Consider the following 17,704-nt stretch of genomic DNA (forward strand, 5'->3'; position numbering starts at 1 on the left):
CGTTTTCAGCAAAAGCGACAAAAGCGGTCGAAGCAACCAAGGCAACCATTGCCAGCAGTACGAGCATCTTCTTCATGATAATACCTCTCTCCTTTTTTGATGTGGTTGGATTATAAACCAGTCGACAATTTAGTCATCACGACTGCACCTGTCAACTGAAAAACTGTATATTGTATACATTTTTAAAATTCTTAAATCAAACCATCCGCGACAAGCTTTTCCTGGACCTTGTCCGATTTTTTCACTACCCCGGCAGCCATCTCGGCCTTAAATTCAGACAGTTTCACAGCCAGATCCCGGCTCTCGGTCGCCAAAATTTGAGCAGCAAATATCCCTGCATTACGTGCTCCAGCCGGGCCGATCGCCATGGTCGCCACCGGGATACCGGCCGGCATCTGAACCATTGCCAGCAGTGCGTCCAAACCCTGCAACGATGTTGCATCGATCGGCACCGCAATTACAGGAAGGGTGGTCTCAGCAGCAACGACCCCCGCCAGATGAGCAGCAGCACCAGCACCGGCGATCAACACCTTGATCCCGTTGTCGCGCGCCGCACTGACATAAGTCGCAGTCCGCTCTGGAGTACGATGGGCACTGGAGACGATCATCTCAAATGGAATATCGAACTGTTTGAGAACCTTTGCCGCTTCGGCCATGATCTCATAGTCGTTGTCACTGCCCATCAGAATACCGACCAAAGGGTTCTTGTGGTTCATCGTTAAACTCCTCATATAACCTAATTTATCTGTTCAGCGCCCGGGCACCGATATCCTTACGATAATGAACATCCTGCCAATCGATCACGGCAACACCTTGGTAAGCTTTATCGATCGCATCTTTTACAGTTGAACCAAGTCCGGTCACCCCCAGAACCCGTCCACCGCTATTAACCACTTGCCCATTTTTAAAGCTGGTTCCGGCGTGAAAAACCACCACGTCATCAATCTTTGCCGCCGTGTCCAGCCCGGAAATAGCCAAACCTTTATTGAAAGATGACGGATAACCACCACTGGCCAACACCACGCAAACGGCAGCTTTATCGTGCCACTCGAGAGTTTCCTGGGTCAGTTCACCACGAGCGCAGGCCTTCAGAATCGGCACAATATCTTCCTTCATCCGTACCAACAGCGGCTGCGCCTCGGGATCACCGAAACGGGCATTAAACTCTACTACCCGCGGTTTGCCGTCCTTGATCATCAAACCGACATAAAGTATGCCACTGTAGGGGCAGCCATCCTTTGCCATCCCGGCAATGGTCGGCTTGACGATCGTCTCGACGATCTCATCATACAGTTCGCTGGTGACCACTGGTGCCGGAGAATAGGCCCCCATACCACCGGTATTCGGGCCTTCGTCGTTATCGTAAACCCGCTTGTGATCCTGCGAAGAGGCGAGCGGCAGGATATTCTTGCCGTCAGTAAAAGCGAAGAAGGATGCTTCCTCCCCCTCCATGAACTCCTCAATCACCACAGTTGAGCCGGCAGCGCCGAACACCTGATCGAGCATGATATCATCAACTGCGGCGATCGCCTGTTCCTCGGTCATGGCTACAATCACGCCTTTGCCGGCCGCCAGACCGTCAGCCTTGACGACGATCGGCACACCCTGCTGCTTGATATACTCGACAGCATCGGAGTGTTCGGTAAAGCTCTGGTAAGCAGCAGTCGGGATATCGTACTTGGCCATCAGGTTTTTGGAGAACTCTTTGCTCCCCTCGATCTGCGCGGCAGCCTTGTTCGGGCCAAAAATTTCCAAACCTGCTTGCTGAAAGGTATCAACGATGCCCATGGTCAGCGGCACTTCCGGCCCGACCACCGTCAGATCGATCTTTTCCGCCTGAGCGAATTCACAAAGCGTATCGACCTCATCCGCGCCGATATTAATGCATTCGGCCAACTCAGCGATACCGGGATTGCCCGGGGCACAGTAGAGAGTCTCAACCAGTGGGGACTGGGCAATTTTCCAGCAGAGAGCATGCTCACGTCCACCGCCTCCAATAACTAGAATTTTCATATTCCGTCTCCTTTTTAGTGGCGGAAATGTCTCATCGAAGTGAACACCATCGCAATGCCGTGTTCATCTGCAGCGGCAATCACTTCCTCGTCGCGGATTGATCCTCCAGGCTGGATCACGGCAGTGATACCGGAGGCGGCAGCGTTGTCGATACCGTCGCGGAACGGGAAGAAGGCATCGGAAGCCATTGCGGCACCGTTCACTTCCAGGCCAGCATGCTCAGCCTTGATGGCGGCAATCCGAGCTGAGTTAACCCGGCTCATCTGACCGGCACCAACACCGATGGTCATATTGTCCTTACCGTAGACGATAGCGTTAGATTTGACGAACTTAGCCACCTTCCAGGAGAACTCAAGGGACTTCATCTCTTCCGGGGTCGGTTGACGCTTGGTAACAACCTTCACGTTTGCACTGAGTAATAGGTCGGCGTCCTGCACCAGCACACCTCCATTGACCCGTTTGAAGTCGAGGCGCTGACCAGGCTCAACCGGCCACTCACCACACTCAAGCAAACGCACGTTTTTCTTTGCGGCAACCACCTCAACGGCAGCGGCAGAAACCTTCGGGGCAATGATCACCTCGACAAACTGTTTGTCGCAGATCGCTTTGGCGGTTTCACCGTCCAGTTCCTGGTTGAACGCGATAATACCGCCGAAGGCGGACTCGGGGTCGGTGGAAAATGCACGTTGATAGGCATCGAGAAGGTTCTCACCGATCGCAACACCGCATGGGTTGGCATGCTTGACGATGACACAGGCCGGGCCTTCACTGAACTGCTTGACACACTCGAGGGCGGCATCGGTATCTCCAATATTGTTATAGGAGAGTTCCTTGCCTTGCAGCTGCTTGGCGGTCGCAATCGAAGCCTCTGTGACGTTCTTTTCCACGTAAAAGGCAGCTTTCTGATGCGGGTTCTCCCCGTAACGCATCCCTTGCGCCTTTTGGAACTGCAAGGTCAGGGCAGGTGGGAACTCGGCGTGCTCCTCGGCGGTCTTCTTGCCAAGCCAGTTGGAAATGGCGCCATCGTATGCAGCGGTATGCTGGTAAACCTTGACCGCCAGCTTGAAGTTTGTCTCCTCAGAGACTTCACCACTGTTCGCCTTCATCTCTGCAATGACGGTCTCGTAATCGGCCGGATCAACCAGCACGGTAACGAATTTGTTATTCTTGGCGGCGCTTCGCAGCATGGTTGGGCCGCCAATATCGATGTTTTCGATCGCATCAATCAGCGAGCAGTCCTCTTTGGCAACAGTCGCTTCAAACGGGTACAGGTTGACGACAACCATATCGATCGGCTCGATATCATGCTTAGCCATGGCATCGACATGCTCAGGGTTATCGCGCAGGCCAAGCAGCGCACCATGCACCTTTGGGTGCAGGGTCTTGACCCGGCCGTCCATCATTTCCGGGAAACCTGTGTAGTCGGAAACATCCATGACCGGTATGCCAGCATCGCGGATCATCTTGGCGGTACCGCCGGTGGAAAGAAGTTCAACACCGAAGCAGTTTAGCTCGCGGGCCAAATCGAGGACACCCGCTTTGTCGGACACCGATATCAATGCTCTTTTGATGGCTGCCATGAATTCTCCTTTTGTCAGGCTAAAGACAGAGTTAAAAATATAAGTTAACGAAACAGGTCTGAAAAAACGAAGAAAGGACAGTCAACAGACTGTCCAGTTCACACAATAGAGTCTTAAGTTTAACCGCTGCTACAAAAAGTCAAGGCTGGCGAGAAAAGCTTTTTGGAACGCCGGCGTCCCTGACAGTGGGTAGACCTTAAGGCTTGAGGCCAGTTTTTTTGCTTGCTCGGCACCATCTTCCTGCTGCAGAACATGCAACAAACCATTCAGCACTACCCCAGGTAGAAAGCGGCACTTTTCTATCACGTTTTCCGGCAACATGGCAACCCCTTTCAGAGCTGTAACCGGCAAGGCACCGCCCAACGCCCCGGCGATACGCACCGAACTCAACTGTTCGGCCGACAGGGAGTTCCGTTCAAGCAAGCAGTTCACCCCGGCCCGCACCGCCCCTTTCGCCAGCTGAAAAGCACGCACATCCTGCTGCGTCAGTAGCAAACAGGTTCGCGCGTCCCGATATAGTTGCAACGCCTGCCCTTCAGCATCGGCAACCAGATAGCGGGCCAAATTGGAATCTATTTCATCCGCAGACCGGATGCGCCCGTCCGGAGCAATCAATCCCGCTTGTAAAGCGCAGCTGAAAAGTGAAAACAGCCCGCTGCCGCAGATTCCTTTCGGCGTGCCGCCACCAGCTACGGTATAGGTGAATTGATCGCGAACAATACCAACCTCAGTCACAGCGCCAAAACCATAGCGCATCCCACATCTCAGATTGCCCGCTTCAAACGCTGGCCCGGCAGCGACCGAAGTCCCCCACCAGTGAACTCCATCCCAAAGCGCCAGTTCTGCGTTGGTTCCCAGATCAATATATAGTGTCGGTCCCTCATCCGGCGAACTGGCTAGCAGAACCGACAATAGATCACCGCCGACATAGCCGCTGACCAGTGGCATCAGATAAAGAGGCACCGGCAAATCCACCCCCAGCCTGTCGCAATCCAGGGGTTCTCCCGCCAGATAATCGGGGCGGTAAGGAGGCCGCACCAGCTTTTCCACCGTTTCTCCGGCCAACAACAAACTGATTGTGGGGTTGGCGGCCGCTGCGGCTGCGGTGAACTGCTCGGGGTCGGCGCCGGTATGCGCCAACAAATCATTGATCAGATCATTTATCCCCTCGACCAGCAGGGTCTGCAATTGAACAGCATAACCAGCTAACGCCGCCTCGATCCGGCTGATCACGTCGGCCCCAAATTGTTGCTGCGGATTGTCGAGACTTGCTTCAGCCAGCACTTGCCCGTCGGCACCACAAACCCGGCCGATCAAACTAGTGGTGCCAAGATCAAGCCCGAGAAAAAGTTTCCTCACCCCTGTTCCTCCAAATATCGTCGCGGCACCCGGGGGCTGATCCGGCAGAAAACTTCGTATGAGATGGTGTCAAGTTGCTCTGCCCATTCGTCTCCGGTGATAGTTATTCCGTCCGCAGATCCGAGCAGGGTCACACAATCCCCGACTCGGGTCTGTGGCAGATCAGTAACATCGAACATGATCCAGTCCATGCAGACCCGACCGATCAACGGAATTTTCCGGCCATGCAGAGCTCCCTGCCCACAATTGCTGAACAGTCTGTTGTAACCGTCTGCATAACCGATCGGCAGAATGGCGATCCGGCTTTCGCGCGCGGTGTGAAACTTATGTCCATAGGAAACGCCGCTGCCGGCTGGTAGCGTTCGCAACTGCGCGATAGAGCTGCGCAGGTGCATCACCGGACGAAGGTCGAGCTTGTCTGCAAACTCAGGGCCGGGCAGACCGCCATAGAGCATAATCCCCGGCCGTACCAGAGTGGCTTCCGGCACCTCCCAGCCAGACAACCCGGCGCTGTTGCTGATATGGATGTCATCCGGCACAATCCCTGCCTCTCGCAGCATCTGCAGCACGGACCGAAACCGTTCCAGTTGCTGTAACGTCACACCAGAGTCAAGATCGTCAGCACAGGCCAGATGCGACATCAGGCCAGAGATCTTCAACCCGTTAAGCTGGAGTAACTGCGGTAGAAACTCGCGCAGTTGTGCGGGCAAAAAACCGACTCGCCCCATCCCGCTGTCGATCTTCAGATGCACCGGCAATCTACAACCACTCTGCTCTGCCGCTGCAGACAAGCGCAGTGCAGTTTGTGGATCGAGCAGGGCCGGCATCAACTTGTTCTCAATAAAAGCGGCCTCCTGTCCCGGAAAGCAACCACCGAGAACCAGCAACGCCTCATCAATTCCGGCATCCCGCAGCTGTAACGCTTCTTCCAGGGTCGCCACTGCGAAATCGCGCACTCCAGCACGCTGGAAACAGTTAGCTACTGGTACAGCCCCGTGGCCATAGGCGTCCGCCTTAACCACTGTCAGAGTGCGTTGATGCGGCTGACAGAATTTTTCAGCCTGCCGAAGGTTATGCAGCAAAGCGTTCAAATCGATATCGGCCCAAGTAGGTCGCTTTGAATACTGTTCTGTCACAAAAGGCTCCGAGAAAAAGGTTATTTAGAAACACTGAGATTAAAAATATATCCCTGCGCACTCTCTGTAAAGCAACAAGCCACCGGGAAAGTTAATTGACACCAACGAGTCGGGGCGAGTACGATTGATAATCGTATTATATAAGCCCTTTTACTTAGTGGAGATTTTTATTTATGTGTCTCGATTACGGCCCCTTCAAACTGGTTAGCAACGATCAGGAAACCGACCTGCAAGATATCTCCTCGATCATGATTCAGGAAGACAGCTTGAAACTGATCGACTCCTTCGGCAAGACCAGCACCATGTCTGGCAAGATTTGTGAAATCGACCTAATGAATCAGCGCATCGTACTGGCCTGACTCGAACTATTCAACCCGGTACACACTTATAATTCCTGTATGGGGGATCGTCGATGCTCTCCGGACTTTACCTGATTACTGACGACAATCTGGATGGAAAGTTATTACAGAAAGTTGAGGCGGCACTGACCGGTGGTGCCCGGATCGTGCAGTACCGGGCGAAGAACACGCGGCCGGACGATCGCCGCAAGATGGCGGAGGAGCTACGTGAACTCTGCAATCGGTTTGCCGCCAAGCTGATCATCAACGACCTGCCTGAGTTAGCCCGCGAAGTAAATGCCGACGGCGTTCACCTAGGACAGGACGATATGCCGGCGGTGCGGGCCCGCCAACTCATCGGCGGTGGCAAGATCATCGGTATCTCGACCCACAGCGTTGAAGAGGCTCTCAAGGCGGAAGCCCAGGGTGCCGATTACGTAGCCATCGGCAGCATCTTCCCGACCAATACCAAGGATGACATTACCCAGGTCGGACTCGACATGCTGCGTAATGTCCGCAAAGCGGTCCGGGTTCCCTTGGTCGCGATCGGCGGCATCACCCCGGAAGGGGCGTTTGAAGCGCTCGAGGCAGGAGCCAATTCGGTCGCAGTCATTTCCGGAGTCATGGCGGATGCCGACCCGGCCCGCGCGGCGAAGGAATATTCGCTATTGTTCAACCGCAACAAGCCCAAACCGAACGGCCGGGTCCTGACCATCGCCGGCTCCGATTCGGGCGGCGGGGCCGGCATCCAAGCTGACACCAAAACCATTACCCTGCTCGGCAGTTACGCCAGTACGGCGTTGACGGCCCTGACCGCACAGAACTCCCTCGGCGTTGCCGAAACCTATCAGGTGCATACCGATTTTGTCATCAAGCAGATCAACACCATTCTCGATGACATCGGCACAGATACGGTCAAGACCGGCATGCTCAGCTGGGGCGGAATTGTTACTCGGGTCGCCAAAGTAATCGCCGAACGATCGTTGTTGGCAGTGGTCGATCCAGTGATGGTCGCCAAAGGGGGCGAATTGCTGCTCGACAAAGAAGCGAACGAAAGCTTGATATCAAGCCTGTTGCCGGAATCCTACCTGCTGACACCCAACTTGCCCGAGGTTGCCACCCTTACCGGCATCGAGCCGAGCAATATAGAGGAGATGATCGAAGCTGGGCAAAGCCTGCAGGCGCTTGGTGCGCGCAACATCCTGATCAAGGGGGGACACCTTGAAGGTGAAGCGATTGACATCCTAATGCTCGGTGACAACGAATATCGCTTCAGTTCTCCACGCTTCGACACCATCAACACCCACGGCACCGGCTGCACCCTTTCTTCCGCTATTGCTACCTTCCTTGCCCAGGGTTACCCACTACGCTATGCCGTGGAACGCGCAAAACGTTTTGTCATCCTGGCGATTGAGCACGCGATACAGCTCGGTAAAGGGCATGGCCCGGTAAATCATTTCCAGGCGGCAATGCAACTCTTGCATCAAGAGGCCTCGGTAGATTAAACTAAAAAACCCGAGTATACGATTTTCACTTGCAGCGCTTCCACTGCACCGTGGCAAGCGCTGATTTTCGCTTTTGAGGACAAGATTGAAATGACACAATTGGAGATGGCCCGGGCAGGGCAAATCAGTGACCTGATGCGACAGGCTGCTGCAACCGAAAATATCGATCCAGAGATTTTGCGACAGAAAATTGCCGCCGGGACAGCGATCATCTGCCGCAACAACAAGCACACCAACGCACCACCGCTGGCGGTCGGCGAGGGTCTACGCACCAAGACCAACGCAAATATCGGCACCAGCTCGGACGATACCAACATCGACAACGAGCTGAACAAGGCCAAGGTTGCTGTTGCCGCCGGTGCCGACGCAATCATGGACCTGTCGACCGGCGGCCCGATCGATGAAATCCGTGCCGCCATCGCCTCGCAGACCGATGTTTGTCTCGGCAGTGTGCCGCTCTATCAGGCAGCCTGCGATGCCGTTCTCAAACAGGGTAAGCCGATCGTCGACATGACTGTCGAAGACATCTTCGCTGGCGTCGAAAAGCATTTGGAGGACGGCGTCGACTTCATCACCGTCCATTGCGGTGTCACCTTGGAAACGGTCAAACGGATGGAAAAAGAAGGCCGCATCATGGAGGTCGTCTCTCGCGGCGGCTCCTTCACCGTCGAATGGATGCTGTACAACAAGGCGCAGAACCCGCTCTACGAATATTTCGACCGACTGCTCGAAATTGTCCGCCGCTACGACGCAGTCCTCTCCCTTGGAGACGGTTTCCGCCCAGGTTGTCTGGCCGACGCCACCGACCGCGCTCAGATTCACGAACTGATGATCCTCGGCGAGCTGACCCAGCGTGCCCAAGATGCAGGCATCCAGGTGATGATCGAAGGCCCCGGCCACGTTCCGCTCGACCAGATAGAGGCCAACATCAAGCTACAGAAGCGGCTCTGCCACGGAGCCCCCTTCTACGTCCTCGGCCCGCTGGTCACCGACATCGCTCCTGGCTACGACCACATCACCTCGGCGATCGGCGGCACGATTGCCGCGGCAGCCGGTGCCGATTTTCTCTGCTACGTCACCCCGAGTGAACATCTGCGGCTGCCGACAGCGGAAGACGTTCACGAAGGGGTTATGGCCGCCCGTATCGCGGCCCACGCCGCCGACATCGTCAAAGGTGTTCCTGGAGCGATTGAGAAAGACAACGCCATGGCCCGCTGCCGCAAAGAACTCGACTGGGAAGGCCAGTTCAAATTGGCAATCGACCCGGAGAAAGCCCGACGCCTGCGCGCGGAATCGGGGGTCGACGAAGAGCATGGTGCCTGTACCATGTGCGGTGCGCTGTGCGCTTACAAAGTGATGAACGAACGGAGCGAGAAAAAAGCTGTTGCCGGTTAAGGGAAAGTATATTTATACTCGGCTGTTTTCTTCTGTCTGAAAACTGATAGCTGTCGGCGCCGGGCAATTTAGGCGTCGCATTCAGGAGACACTGCCGATGTGCGCAAAAAAAGTAACCCGTCCGCGCCGCAAGCCAAAACTGAAGCTGCGCGGCTTTAACAATCTAACAAAAACGCTTTCTTTCAATATCTACGATATCTGTTACGCAAAACGACCAGAGGCGCGTAAGGAATATCTGGAGTATATCGACGAAGAATACAACGCCGAACGGTTGACCAAAATCCTGACGGAAGTCACTGAGATCATCGGCGCCAACATCCTCAATATCTCCAGTCAGGATTACGACCCGATGGGCGCTTCCGTCACGGTACTGATTTCCGAAGAACCGATCGAACCGAAATCGGACCAGGTGCTTGCCCACCTCGACAAGAGTCATCTCTGTGTCCACACGTATCCAGAGACCGACAACAAGCTGGGAATTTCAACCTTCCGGGTTGATATCGATGTATCGACCTGTGGTAGAATCAGCCCATTGAAAGCGCTCAATCACCTGATCGACTCGTTTGAATCGGATATCGTGGTTCTGGATTACAAGGTGCGCGGCTTTACACGCGACGTCCAAGGGAAGAAACACTACATCGACCACCGGATTCACAGCATCCAGCAGTTTATCCGGAAAAGCATTCGTGACATGTATCAATGCATCGATATTAACATTTTCCAAGAGAACCTGTTTCACACCAAGATGCTGCTGAAGGACTTTAACCTGGAGAAATATCTGTTTTCGACCACCTATGAGGACTTGTCGCAAACGGAACTACGGGAAATCAAAACAAAACTCGAACAAGAAATGACGGAAATCTTCTACTCGAAAAACATCTACTGATGCCTAAGGGGAGACGATGCAACGACAGTTTTTCTCGCTACTAGTTCTATTACTACTAATGACCGCCTGCGCCGGACATAAACATCTGGGTAACCCGGAAGCCCCATATCCACCTGAGAAAGACCCGCAGGTTGGAGATATCCTCCACCTGCCAACCGGCGTCTATGTCACTCAAGAAGAGCTGTTTGACCAAGCCGGCCGGGTACAGATCATCTACGTTGGTGAGACTCACGACAACCCCGCCTCCCACCGACTTCAGTTCGACATCCTGCAGGCACTTACAAAAAACAACCCGGGCAAGGTCACTTTAGGGATGGAAATGTTCACCCCTGAACAGCAACCGGCACTCAACCGCTGGACAGCAGGCGAACTGGACGAGAAGACATTCCTCAAAGAGGTCGGCTGGTTCGAAAACTGGCGAATGAATTTCGCCCTTTACCGCGACCTGCTGAACTTTTGTAAGGAAAATAAAATCCCGGTTCTGGCGTTAAACGCCAACAAAGATCTGCAGAAAAAGGTCGGTCGTGTTCCGTTTGAGGAATTATCCGCAGAGGAGCAGGCGCAACTTCCGGAGATGGATCTGCACGACCCATATCAACGGTCGATGGTCGAAGCGGTGTTCAGCGGCCACAAGATGGGCAACGGAGTGCTCGATGGTTTCCAGCGGGTACAGACCCTGTGGGATGAAACCATGTCGCAGAATATTGCTGAGTTTGTGAAAATGGCCGACAAAAATGAGCAAATTGTGGTTGTCGCCGGCGGTAACCACGTGCGTTACGGATACGGAATCCCAAGGCGCGTTTTCCGCCGCGTTCCGGCTAGTTATATCCTGATCGGTTCGCAGGAAATAGTCATTAGCGAAGAGAAGCAGGATCGGCTAATGAACGTCAAAAAACCGGACTACCCGATGCCGCCCTATCATTTAGTCAAGTTTACCGAATATGAAACGCTGAAAGATTCGGGCGTTAAACTCGGCATCCTGCTTGGCGATGAAGATGAAAATGGCATCCGGGTCAAAGGGTTGATCCCCGGTTCCGTGGCCGAAAAAGTTGGCCTCGAAAAAGACGATCTTCTCATTCAAATGGATGATATCGAGCTGAAAGAAGCGTTCGATCTGATCTACGAACTCCAGCAGAAAAAGGTTGGCGACAAAATCGAACTGACCCTGAAGCGTGGTGAAGCTACCTTGACCCTGCCGGTTGAATTCACCGAAGCGGAACCGAAGCACCAGAACATGGGCATGAAGCACGGCAAGGAATAGCTTTACGACAATCTCATCTTTCAGCGCAGCGGGCTAGTTCCCGCTGCGCTTTTTTGTGTCCTTTCGGAGGTCCAGCCTTAAAAAAATTCAGCAGCAATATCTTTGCGTTTCTTTTTTCGCATCTGATTGTTCCTGCCATACCGGGCACTCGATGCCAATACACTCTTTATTCTGGCTACGTTGATAACAGCCAATTTGAGCAGCCGCCGTCAATTTTACCGGCAGATATTCCGCAGACAGTTCAGCCGCTCTTTTCAGCCCCAGCCAGCAATCCCGCTGACAACAACGCCCCGCTTCCAGACCGGCAATCTGTTCGAGCACCTGCTGCGTCACCTGTTGCACAATCTGGCGCTGTCGCGGTTTGATCGGATTGGCCTGCAGCAATAAACTGAAAGCGATCCCGACCCCGGTTGCCGCGCCGCAAATACCAGTAAAAGCGCAGCTCCCGCCAATCACCTGCGAACCTCGGCGGATCGCTGTTTCAATTAAGTCATCAGTAATATTACCGCCACTGTTCCGATAACCGGTGATGATAATCGCCGGAACCAGCGAATGATGTTCCGGTCCATTCACCGGGATCGCCGGATGCTGACGAAAACGCTGTAACAATTCCAACAGATCGGTTTCGGTCGCCTCGGCGCACAGATGTTCGAGTACAGCTAAGGCATCCACGCTGTGACAGCGGTCGCAGACAAAATGTTGCTCCAAGCAGTGAGCACTGGTCATTGCCGACTGTCCACAGTAGTGGCACGTCAGTTCCACTTCATTGTCCGAATAGAGCAACGCCTGACCGCAAACCATGCAGCCGGAAGGGAATCTGTCTTCGTACTGTGTCGCCTTGTGCAGCGGGGTTTCCGGTGGCAACGCGCAGGCGCAGCTATTGCCCAGATCGAGGTTGGTGACGCTGCCGTCATTCTCATCCAGTAAAAAGATGTGCTCACCAAGCCGCTCTGCCAAATCCTTTTCCAGCAGGGCGCGCTGACCTGCAAACAACTGACGACCGTCCGGCAACCCCAGACAAGGCAAAGGACCACGATAAATCACCGATACCGGCTCGCTCTGACGCGGTTTGTAGGCAGCGAAGGTTAGCGAATAGAATGAATGCTGCCGCACCACCCGGTATGGAAAACGCTTGAGCAGACGAATGTCGACAAAGCCGGTTTCTTCCAACAAACCAACCAGATCCTTCTGCAACAGCGCGCCACCGATGCACTCCCCATGCAGTTGGGCGTCATTGCGGATCGCAGCGTCCGGCTCATCCTCGCAGACCACATCGGAGATCACCAGTCGTCCGCCCGGTTTCAGAGCCCGGTACAGCTCGGCGAAAGCGCTACGCTTGTCGTTGGAGAGGTTCATCACGCAGTTGGAGAGTACCAGATCGGTACTGTCATCCTCCAGCGGAAGTTCCTCCAGATAACCTTTGCGGAATTCAATGTTGTCGTAACCGAGATTTTTCCGCACTTCCGCAGCGCCTTGTTCGGCAATCTGCAGCATCGGATCGAGCATGTCGACGCCGATCCCCTTCCCTTTCGGTCCGGCCTGCTTGGCAGCAATAAAAATTTCCACCCCCCGACCACTGCCTAGATCCACGACCACCTCTCCCGGCTTGATGTCAGCTTCAAGCACCGGGCTGCCACAACCGTAGCCACGGAAGCGGAATTCCGGCGGGATATGCGCGATTTCCTCTTCAGCGTAGCAGACCGGATTAAGGATGCCCTCCTTGGTATCGAGCGCCGCCACATTATAATAGTTCTTCACCACATTGCGGGTGTTCTGTTCGGCGATCGACAAGAGACAATTGGCATGCGTCAAAGCGACATGCCCATGAGCACCGCAATTCTCTAAAATGTCACCCATCTTCAACCGCAAGCCTGGAGCAGTCCTTTCCGGCAAACGGGTAGCCTGCTGCTCGATCAACCAGAAGAAGATCTTTTCATAGAGCGGTAGATAAGGATCGCAGCCGAGAAACTTGCCAGAGTGAATAAATGAATGGTCCAGATCGCCACCGCCGGTAAAATAACGCAACGCCCCTTTTTCGTTGGCGATGGTCGCCCGGCGAATTTTATCCATTACCGGACTGTTCAACCAGGCTTCCTGCAGGCCGTTATCGATCGTTGTCGCAACCGCCTGATTGCCGACCAGTGCAGCTGAAGGATAGAGCTTGCCATCGAAGCCGATCGCCGCCGACTCCCAACCACTGCTGCTGCCATCATGAACGGTCCCGGCCGGGGCAAAGATTTGCGTTTTCAGGGCTGTCAGGTTATCGATCTGGATGCCTACGGCTTCCGCTTTTTCTGTGGCAGCGACAAGTTGTGGGAAGATCTCCTCCGGTGGCACAAATCCGGCACTGTTCCCACGCCCTTGAACGAAGTACCAGAGGTAGTGCAGGTTGCTGGCGCCAACCTCGACTGCAAAATCGACCAATGCCGTCATATCTAACAGATTGCGGCGCTCAACGCACATCGACAGGGTAAAGGGCCAACCCCGCCCTTTAAGTCGCCTCAATTGACCACGCAGTTTTTCAAAGGTTCCCTTCCCGCGTATCGCGTCGTGCTGCTCACCGAGGCCATCGACAGAAATCTGCAGATGGACCCGGGTCAGGTCGTAATCAGCAACCAGCAGGTCATCTAGCAGCAGACCGTTTGTCAGCATCACCACATGCGCATCCGGGATCGCCAGCAGACCACACAAAATCTGTTTAAACTCCGGATGAAACATCGGCTCGCCTCCGGTCAGGGCAAAGATCCGACAACCGATTTCCGCGGCTTCTTGCGCAATCCCAATAATCTGTTCGGCGCGCAACTCGCCCTCGGAATTCGGCCCGGAAGTAAACAGGCAGTGCCGACAACTCAAATTGCAGCGATTGGTGACATGAAACCACAGCTCCTGCAGCTTATCGGGGTTGAGATATTGAAAGCGCCCCGGATATTCACTTGCCGCAGCATCCGGAAGACGCGCGAGGAACTTTTCCTGCAATGGTATTGGCTGCGTGGACAGGTTCTGCAAGATCTGCTCACCGGACGCGTTCGGTGCAAACCAACTCGGATGATCATTGCGAAAATAGATCGGCTGGCGGTTAAACTCCACGCGGGTCCAGCAGTGTGGGGTGAAAGCCATTATCCATCCTTAAAATAAAAAGGGCCACTGCACATCTGCGGTGACCCTTTTGGCATGATACAAAAAAAACGATCAGCCTTTCCCGGCACTGCCGAGAACCGCTTCATTCTTGTGCTTGATCAGTTCAATCAACTCTTTGCGAGCTGCACCGAGGTACTTGCGCGGATCGAATTCGCCGGGGTCATTGGCGAGGTATTCGCGCACCTTGGCGGTTACGGCCAAACGACCGTCAGAGTCAATGTTGATTTTACAGACTGCGCTGGCCGCAGCCCTGCGCAGTTGCTCCTCGGGCACACCGACCGCTCCATCCATTTTACCACCATACTGGTTGATCAAATCAACATAAGCTTGTACAACACTTGACGCTCCGTGCAGGACGATCGGGAAGCCGGGAATGCGTTTTTCACACTCTTCAAGGATATCGAAGCGCAACGGTGGCACCTCTTCCCCCTCTTTCAGCTTGAACTTGTAGGCCCCGTGACTAGTGCCGATCGATATCGCCAGCGAGTCGACACCGGTTTTTTTGACAAAATCCTCAACCTCGTCCGGCTGGGTGTAGGTCGATTTTTCCGCTACCACCTCATCCTCGATCCCGGCCAACACGCCAAGCTCGCCCTCAACGGTGACATCAAACTGGTGCGCGTATTCGACCACCTTCTTGGTCAAAGCGACATTTTCGTCATATGGCAGGTGGGAACCGTCGATCATCACCGAGGAGAAACCAGAGTCGATGCAGCTTTTGCAAATCTCAAAGGAATCACCATGGTCAAGATGCAGCACAATGGGAATATCAGAACCCATCTCGCGGGCCATCTGCACGGCACCGGTTGCCATGTAGCGGAGCATAGTTTCGTTAGCGTAACTCCGGGCCCCCTTGCTGACCTGAATAATTACCGGCGAATTGGTTTCCGCACAGGCGGTGATTATCGCCTGCAGCTGCTCCAGGTTGTTGAAGTTGTAGGCCGGGATAGCATAACCGCCATCGACCGCCTTTTTGAACAGCTCACGGGAATTGACCAGGCCCAGATCTTTATAACTGACTGCATCACCCATCGGTAAAATCCTCCTTAGAAGCTATAATAATTGGTCCCGGTAAGGGTCTTTCCCAGGACGTCGGAAGTAAACTGTATACTTTTATCAACCCGTTAGCCGAATGTCCAGCGACAGCACGAACATATCGGGAATTATCTTTGTAAATTATAAGGCTCGAGACGGTTGCAATAGCTCTCGACTTCCTCTAATATACGCGGGTTTTTTGGATAAGACCTTAAATTTAGCCATATTATTTATTGTTTGAGTGAAAGGTTACACACCAATGGTCGATACAAAAACCCAGAAATGTTTTGAAGAATGGAAAGAGCGGGAAGCGATTGCCGAAGCGATGATTCCGTTGATCGGCAAACTCTACCGGGACCATGAAGTCATTTGCACGGTCTTCGACCGTACGCTGGTGAACAAATCGGGCAATGAAATCATGCGGGTACACCGTTTTGCCCGGCAGATTATCGACCGGGAAATCTGGGTTCGGGACACCTTTCCGATGTTGCAGGCAATGGTCACCCTCGATCTGGCTCCCGGCAGAGTTGACCTTGCCAGGCTGGTACTGCGTTATCAAGAGCAAGGCGGCGATGTTGCTGCCTTCGTCGCCGAACAACTCAAAGATCTCAACACTGGAAAAGGTCAACAGCTTAGTGAACCGCGTGACGTAGTACTCTACGGTTTCGGCCGCATCGGTCGCCTGCTGGCCAGAATCCTGATCGAACAGGCCGGTGGCGGCAATAAACTCCGCCTGCGAGCCGCAGTGGTCCGCAAGGGAAGCGCCGATGATCTGGCCAAGCGGGCCAGTCTGCTGCGCCGCGACTCGGTCCACGGTCACTTCGACGGCACCATCCGCATCGACGAGGAAGAGAACGCGATCATCGCCAACGGCAACATGATCCGCGTTATCTACGCCAACTCCCCGGAAGAGGTCGACTACACCCAGTACGGCATCAACAACGCCATTGTCATCGACAACACCGGCAAGTGGCGCGACCGCGAGGGCTTGGGTAAACACCTGAAGTCGCCCGGCACCTCGCACGCCCTGCTAACCGCACCGGGCAAAGGCGACATCCCGAACATCGTCTACGGCGTCAACCACGACACCATCGACCCGAACGAGAAAATTCTCTCAGCCGCCAGTTGCACCACCAATGCCATCGTTCCTACCTTAAAAGCGGTCAGCGACAAGTTCGGCATTGTCAGCGGCCACGTCGAAACCTGTCACAGCTACACCAACGACCAGAACCTGATCGACAATTACCACAAAAAGGAACGTCGCGGTCGCGCTGCGGCGCTGAACATGGTCATCACCGAAACCGGCGCCGCCAAAGCGGTCGCCAAGGCGTTGCCGGAATTGACCGGCAAACTGACGGGTAATGCTATTCGCGTACCGACACCGAACGTTTCGCTGGCGATCCTTAATCTGACACTAGAAAAAGAGACCACCGTCGAAGAATTGAACAATTACCTGCGCGAAATGTCGCTCAATTCGCCACTGCATGACCAGATTGACTACACTAACTCCCCAGAAGCCGTTTCCACTGACATGGTCGGCTCCCGCCACGCCGGGGTGGTCGATTCGCTGGCCACTATCGTCGATGGCAACCGCTGTGTGCTCTACGTCTGGTATGACAACGAGTACGGCTACAGCTATCAGGTAGTACGGATCGTCGAGCAGATCTCCGGCATGAAGTTGGAACACTGGCCGAAGTAAAACGCTCAATCTACGCTGCACATAATCAAGCGGGCAATCTCATTTTAGATTGCCCGCTTTCGTTTTGGGAATTGATATATTGCGGTGATTGTGAGAACTACCTTTCAAAGTTGATTATCATCCACAAACCAACTTGTTCGCCAGTGCAACAAAGACGAATCTGTCGCGTCAGTACGGATTAGAAGCGGAAGTATTCTGCTCAGGGAGTTTTATTCACGATTTGACCGAACAGCTTAGCAAAGAGCTCGGGGCTAATTTCTTTGAGGACCAGCAAGGAGACAATTATGATCACCAGCATCGCCAAAAAGATCAGCGCTTCGCGTTTGACGTCCGGTTCTGGAAAAACGAATTTTTTGAGG

At 54.0% G+C, this 17,704-nt stretch carries 13 protein-coding genes; 6 read left to right on the top strand and 7 right to left on the bottom strand.

All coding sequences use genetic code 11. The annotated features are described in order from the left end of the window. Positions 1-191: 191 nt before the first annotated feature. The 5 genes from purE to alr form a co-directional block, all read right to left on the bottom strand. Positions 192-716: a 5-(carboxyamino)imidazole ribonucleotide mutase gene (gene purE, locus Q7J88_RS02550; RefSeq protein ID WP_303720586.1), complete on the bottom strand. Its 525-nt coding sequence runs from the start codon at positions 714-716 to the stop codon at positions 192-194. A gap of 25 nt (positions 717-741) precedes the next feature. After that, the gene (gene purD, locus Q7J88_RS02555) at positions 742-2,013 is read right to left on the bottom strand and encodes a phosphoribosylamine--glycine ligase (protein ID WP_303720587.1); all 1,272 of its coding nucleotides are present in this window, start codon (positions 2,011-2,013) and stop codon (positions 742-744) included. Between the two features lie 14 nt (positions 2,014-2,027). Beyond that, on the bottom strand, positions 2,028-3,593 hold the full coding sequence (purH, locus tag Q7J88_RS02560; protein WP_303720588.1) for a bifunctional phosphoribosylaminoimidazolecarboxamide formyltransferase/IMP cyclohydrolase: 1,566 nt from the start codon (positions 3,591-3,593) through the stop codon (positions 2,028-2,030). 129 nt (positions 3,594-3,722) lie between these two features. Beyond that, positions 3,723-4,952, bottom strand: coding sequence for an ASKHA domain-containing protein (locus Q7J88_RS02565; protein WP_303720589.1), 1,230 nt, complete (start codon positions 4,950-4,952; stop codon positions 3,723-3,725). Next, positions 4,949-6,088 carry an alanine racemase gene (gene alr / locus Q7J88_RS02570; protein WP_303720590.1) on the bottom strand — a complete coding sequence of 380 codons (1,140 nt, stop codon included), beginning with the start codon at positions 6,086-6,088 and terminating at the stop codon, positions 4,949-4,951. Before alr ends, Q7J88_RS02565 begins: the two co-directional genes overlap by 4 nt. 173 nt (positions 6,089-6,261) lie before the next feature. Between alr and Q7J88_RS02575 the strand changes: the two genes are divergently transcribed. The 5 genes from Q7J88_RS02575 (at position 6,262) to Q7J88_RS02595 (ending at position 11,473) form a co-directional block, all read left to right on the top strand. Further along, complete coding sequence (locus Q7J88_RS02575; protein ID WP_303720591.1) at positions 6,262-6,447, top strand: CooT family nickel-binding protein; 186 nt, start codon at positions 6,262-6,264, stop codon at positions 6,445-6,447. A gap of 53 nt (positions 6,448-6,500) precedes the next feature. Further along, a complete protein-coding gene (thiD, locus tag Q7J88_RS02580; protein ID WP_303720592.1) occupies positions 6,501-7,931 on the top strand; it encodes a bifunctional hydroxymethylpyrimidine kinase/phosphomethylpyrimidine kinase in 1,431 nt (476 codons plus the stop codon). 84 nt (positions 7,932-8,015) lie between these two features. Then, complete coding sequence (thiC, locus tag Q7J88_RS02585) at positions 8,016-9,326, top strand: phosphomethylpyrimidine synthase ThiC (protein WP_369681955.1); 1,311 nt, start codon at positions 8,016-8,018, stop codon at positions 9,324-9,326. Between the two features lie 97 nt (positions 9,327-9,423). Beyond that, the gene (speD, locus tag Q7J88_RS02590) at positions 9,424-10,212 is read left to right on the top strand and encodes an adenosylmethionine decarboxylase (RefSeq protein ID WP_303720594.1); all 789 of its coding nucleotides are present in this window, start codon (positions 9,424-9,426) and stop codon (positions 10,210-10,212) included. Positions 10,213-10,228: 16 nt separating this feature from the next. Then, complete coding sequence (locus tag Q7J88_RS02595; protein ID WP_303720595.1) at positions 10,229-11,473, top strand: ChaN family lipoprotein; 1,245 nt, start codon at positions 10,229-10,231, stop codon at positions 11,471-11,473. 87 nt (positions 11,474-11,560) lie between these two features. Here Q7J88_RS02595 and Q7J88_RS02600 read toward each other — a convergent pair whose 3' ends face one another. Then, positions 11,561-14,590, bottom strand: coding sequence for a DUF5714 domain-containing protein (locus Q7J88_RS02600; RefSeq protein WP_303720596.1), 3,030 nt, complete (start codon positions 14,588-14,590; stop codon positions 11,561-11,563). A gap of 72 nt (positions 14,591-14,662) precedes the next feature. After that, on the bottom strand, positions 14,663-15,643 hold the full coding sequence (locus Q7J88_RS02605; RefSeq protein WP_303720597.1) for a class II fructose-bisphosphate aldolase: 981 nt from the start codon (positions 15,641-15,643) through the stop codon (positions 14,663-14,665). Positions 15,644-15,905: 262 nt separating this feature from the next. On the opposite strand from Q7J88_RS02605, the gene Q7J88_RS02610 reads away from it, so the two are divergent. Further along, positions 15,906-17,345 carry a glyceraldehyde-3-phosphate dehydrogenase gene (locus tag Q7J88_RS02610; RefSeq protein ID WP_303720598.1) on the top strand — a complete coding sequence of 480 codons (1,440 nt, stop codon included), beginning with the start codon at positions 15,906-15,908 and terminating at the stop codon, positions 17,343-17,345. The last annotated feature ends 359 nt before the right edge of the window (positions 17,346-17,704 follow it).

Source organism: Malonomonas rubra (assembly GCF_003247215.1).
Classification (GTDB): Bacteria; Desulfobacterota; Desulfuromonadia; order Desulfuromonadales; family Geopsychrobacteraceae; genus Malonomonas; species Malonomonas rubra_A.

What these genes read in the sequence shown, in the direction of transcription:
- thiD (WP_303720592.1), top strand. Translation starts at nt 6,501, where the DNA reads ATGCTCTCCGGACTTTACCTGATTACTGACGACAATCTGGATGGAAAG.
- Q7J88_RS02610 (WP_303720598.1), top strand. Translation starts at nt 15,906, where the DNA reads ATGGTCGATACAAAAACCCAGAAATGTTTTGAAGAATGGAAAGAGCGG.
- purD (WP_303720587.1), bottom strand. Translation starts at nt 2,013, where the DNA reads ATGAAAATTCTAGTTATTGGAGGCGGTGGACGTGAGCATGCTCTCTGC.
- purH (WP_303720588.1), bottom strand. Translation starts at nt 3,593, where the DNA reads ATGGCAGCCATCAAAAGAGCATTGATATCGGTGTCCGACAAAGCGGGT.
- speD (WP_303720594.1), top strand. Translation starts at nt 9,424, where the DNA reads ATGTGCGCAAAAAAAGTAACCCGTCCGCGCCGCAAGCCAAAACTGAAG.
- Q7J88_RS02595 (WP_303720595.1), top strand. Translation starts at nt 10,229, where the DNA reads ATGCAACGACAGTTTTTCTCGCTACTAGTTCTATTACTACTAATGACC.
- Q7J88_RS02605 (WP_303720597.1), bottom strand. Translation starts at nt 15,643, where the DNA reads ATGGGTGATGCAGTCAGTTATAAAGATCTGGGCCTGGTCAATTCCCGT.
- Q7J88_RS02600 (WP_303720596.1), bottom strand. Translation starts at nt 14,590, where the DNA reads ATGGCTTTCACCCCACACTGCTGGACCCGCGTGGAGTTTAACCGCCAG.
- purE (WP_303720586.1), bottom strand. Translation starts at nt 716, where the DNA reads ATGAACCACAAGAACCCTTTGGTCGGTATTCTGATGGGCAGTGACAAC.
- Q7J88_RS02575 (WP_303720591.1), top strand. Translation starts at nt 6,262, where the DNA reads ATGTGTCTCGATTACGGCCCCTTCAAACTGGTTAGCAACGATCAGGAA.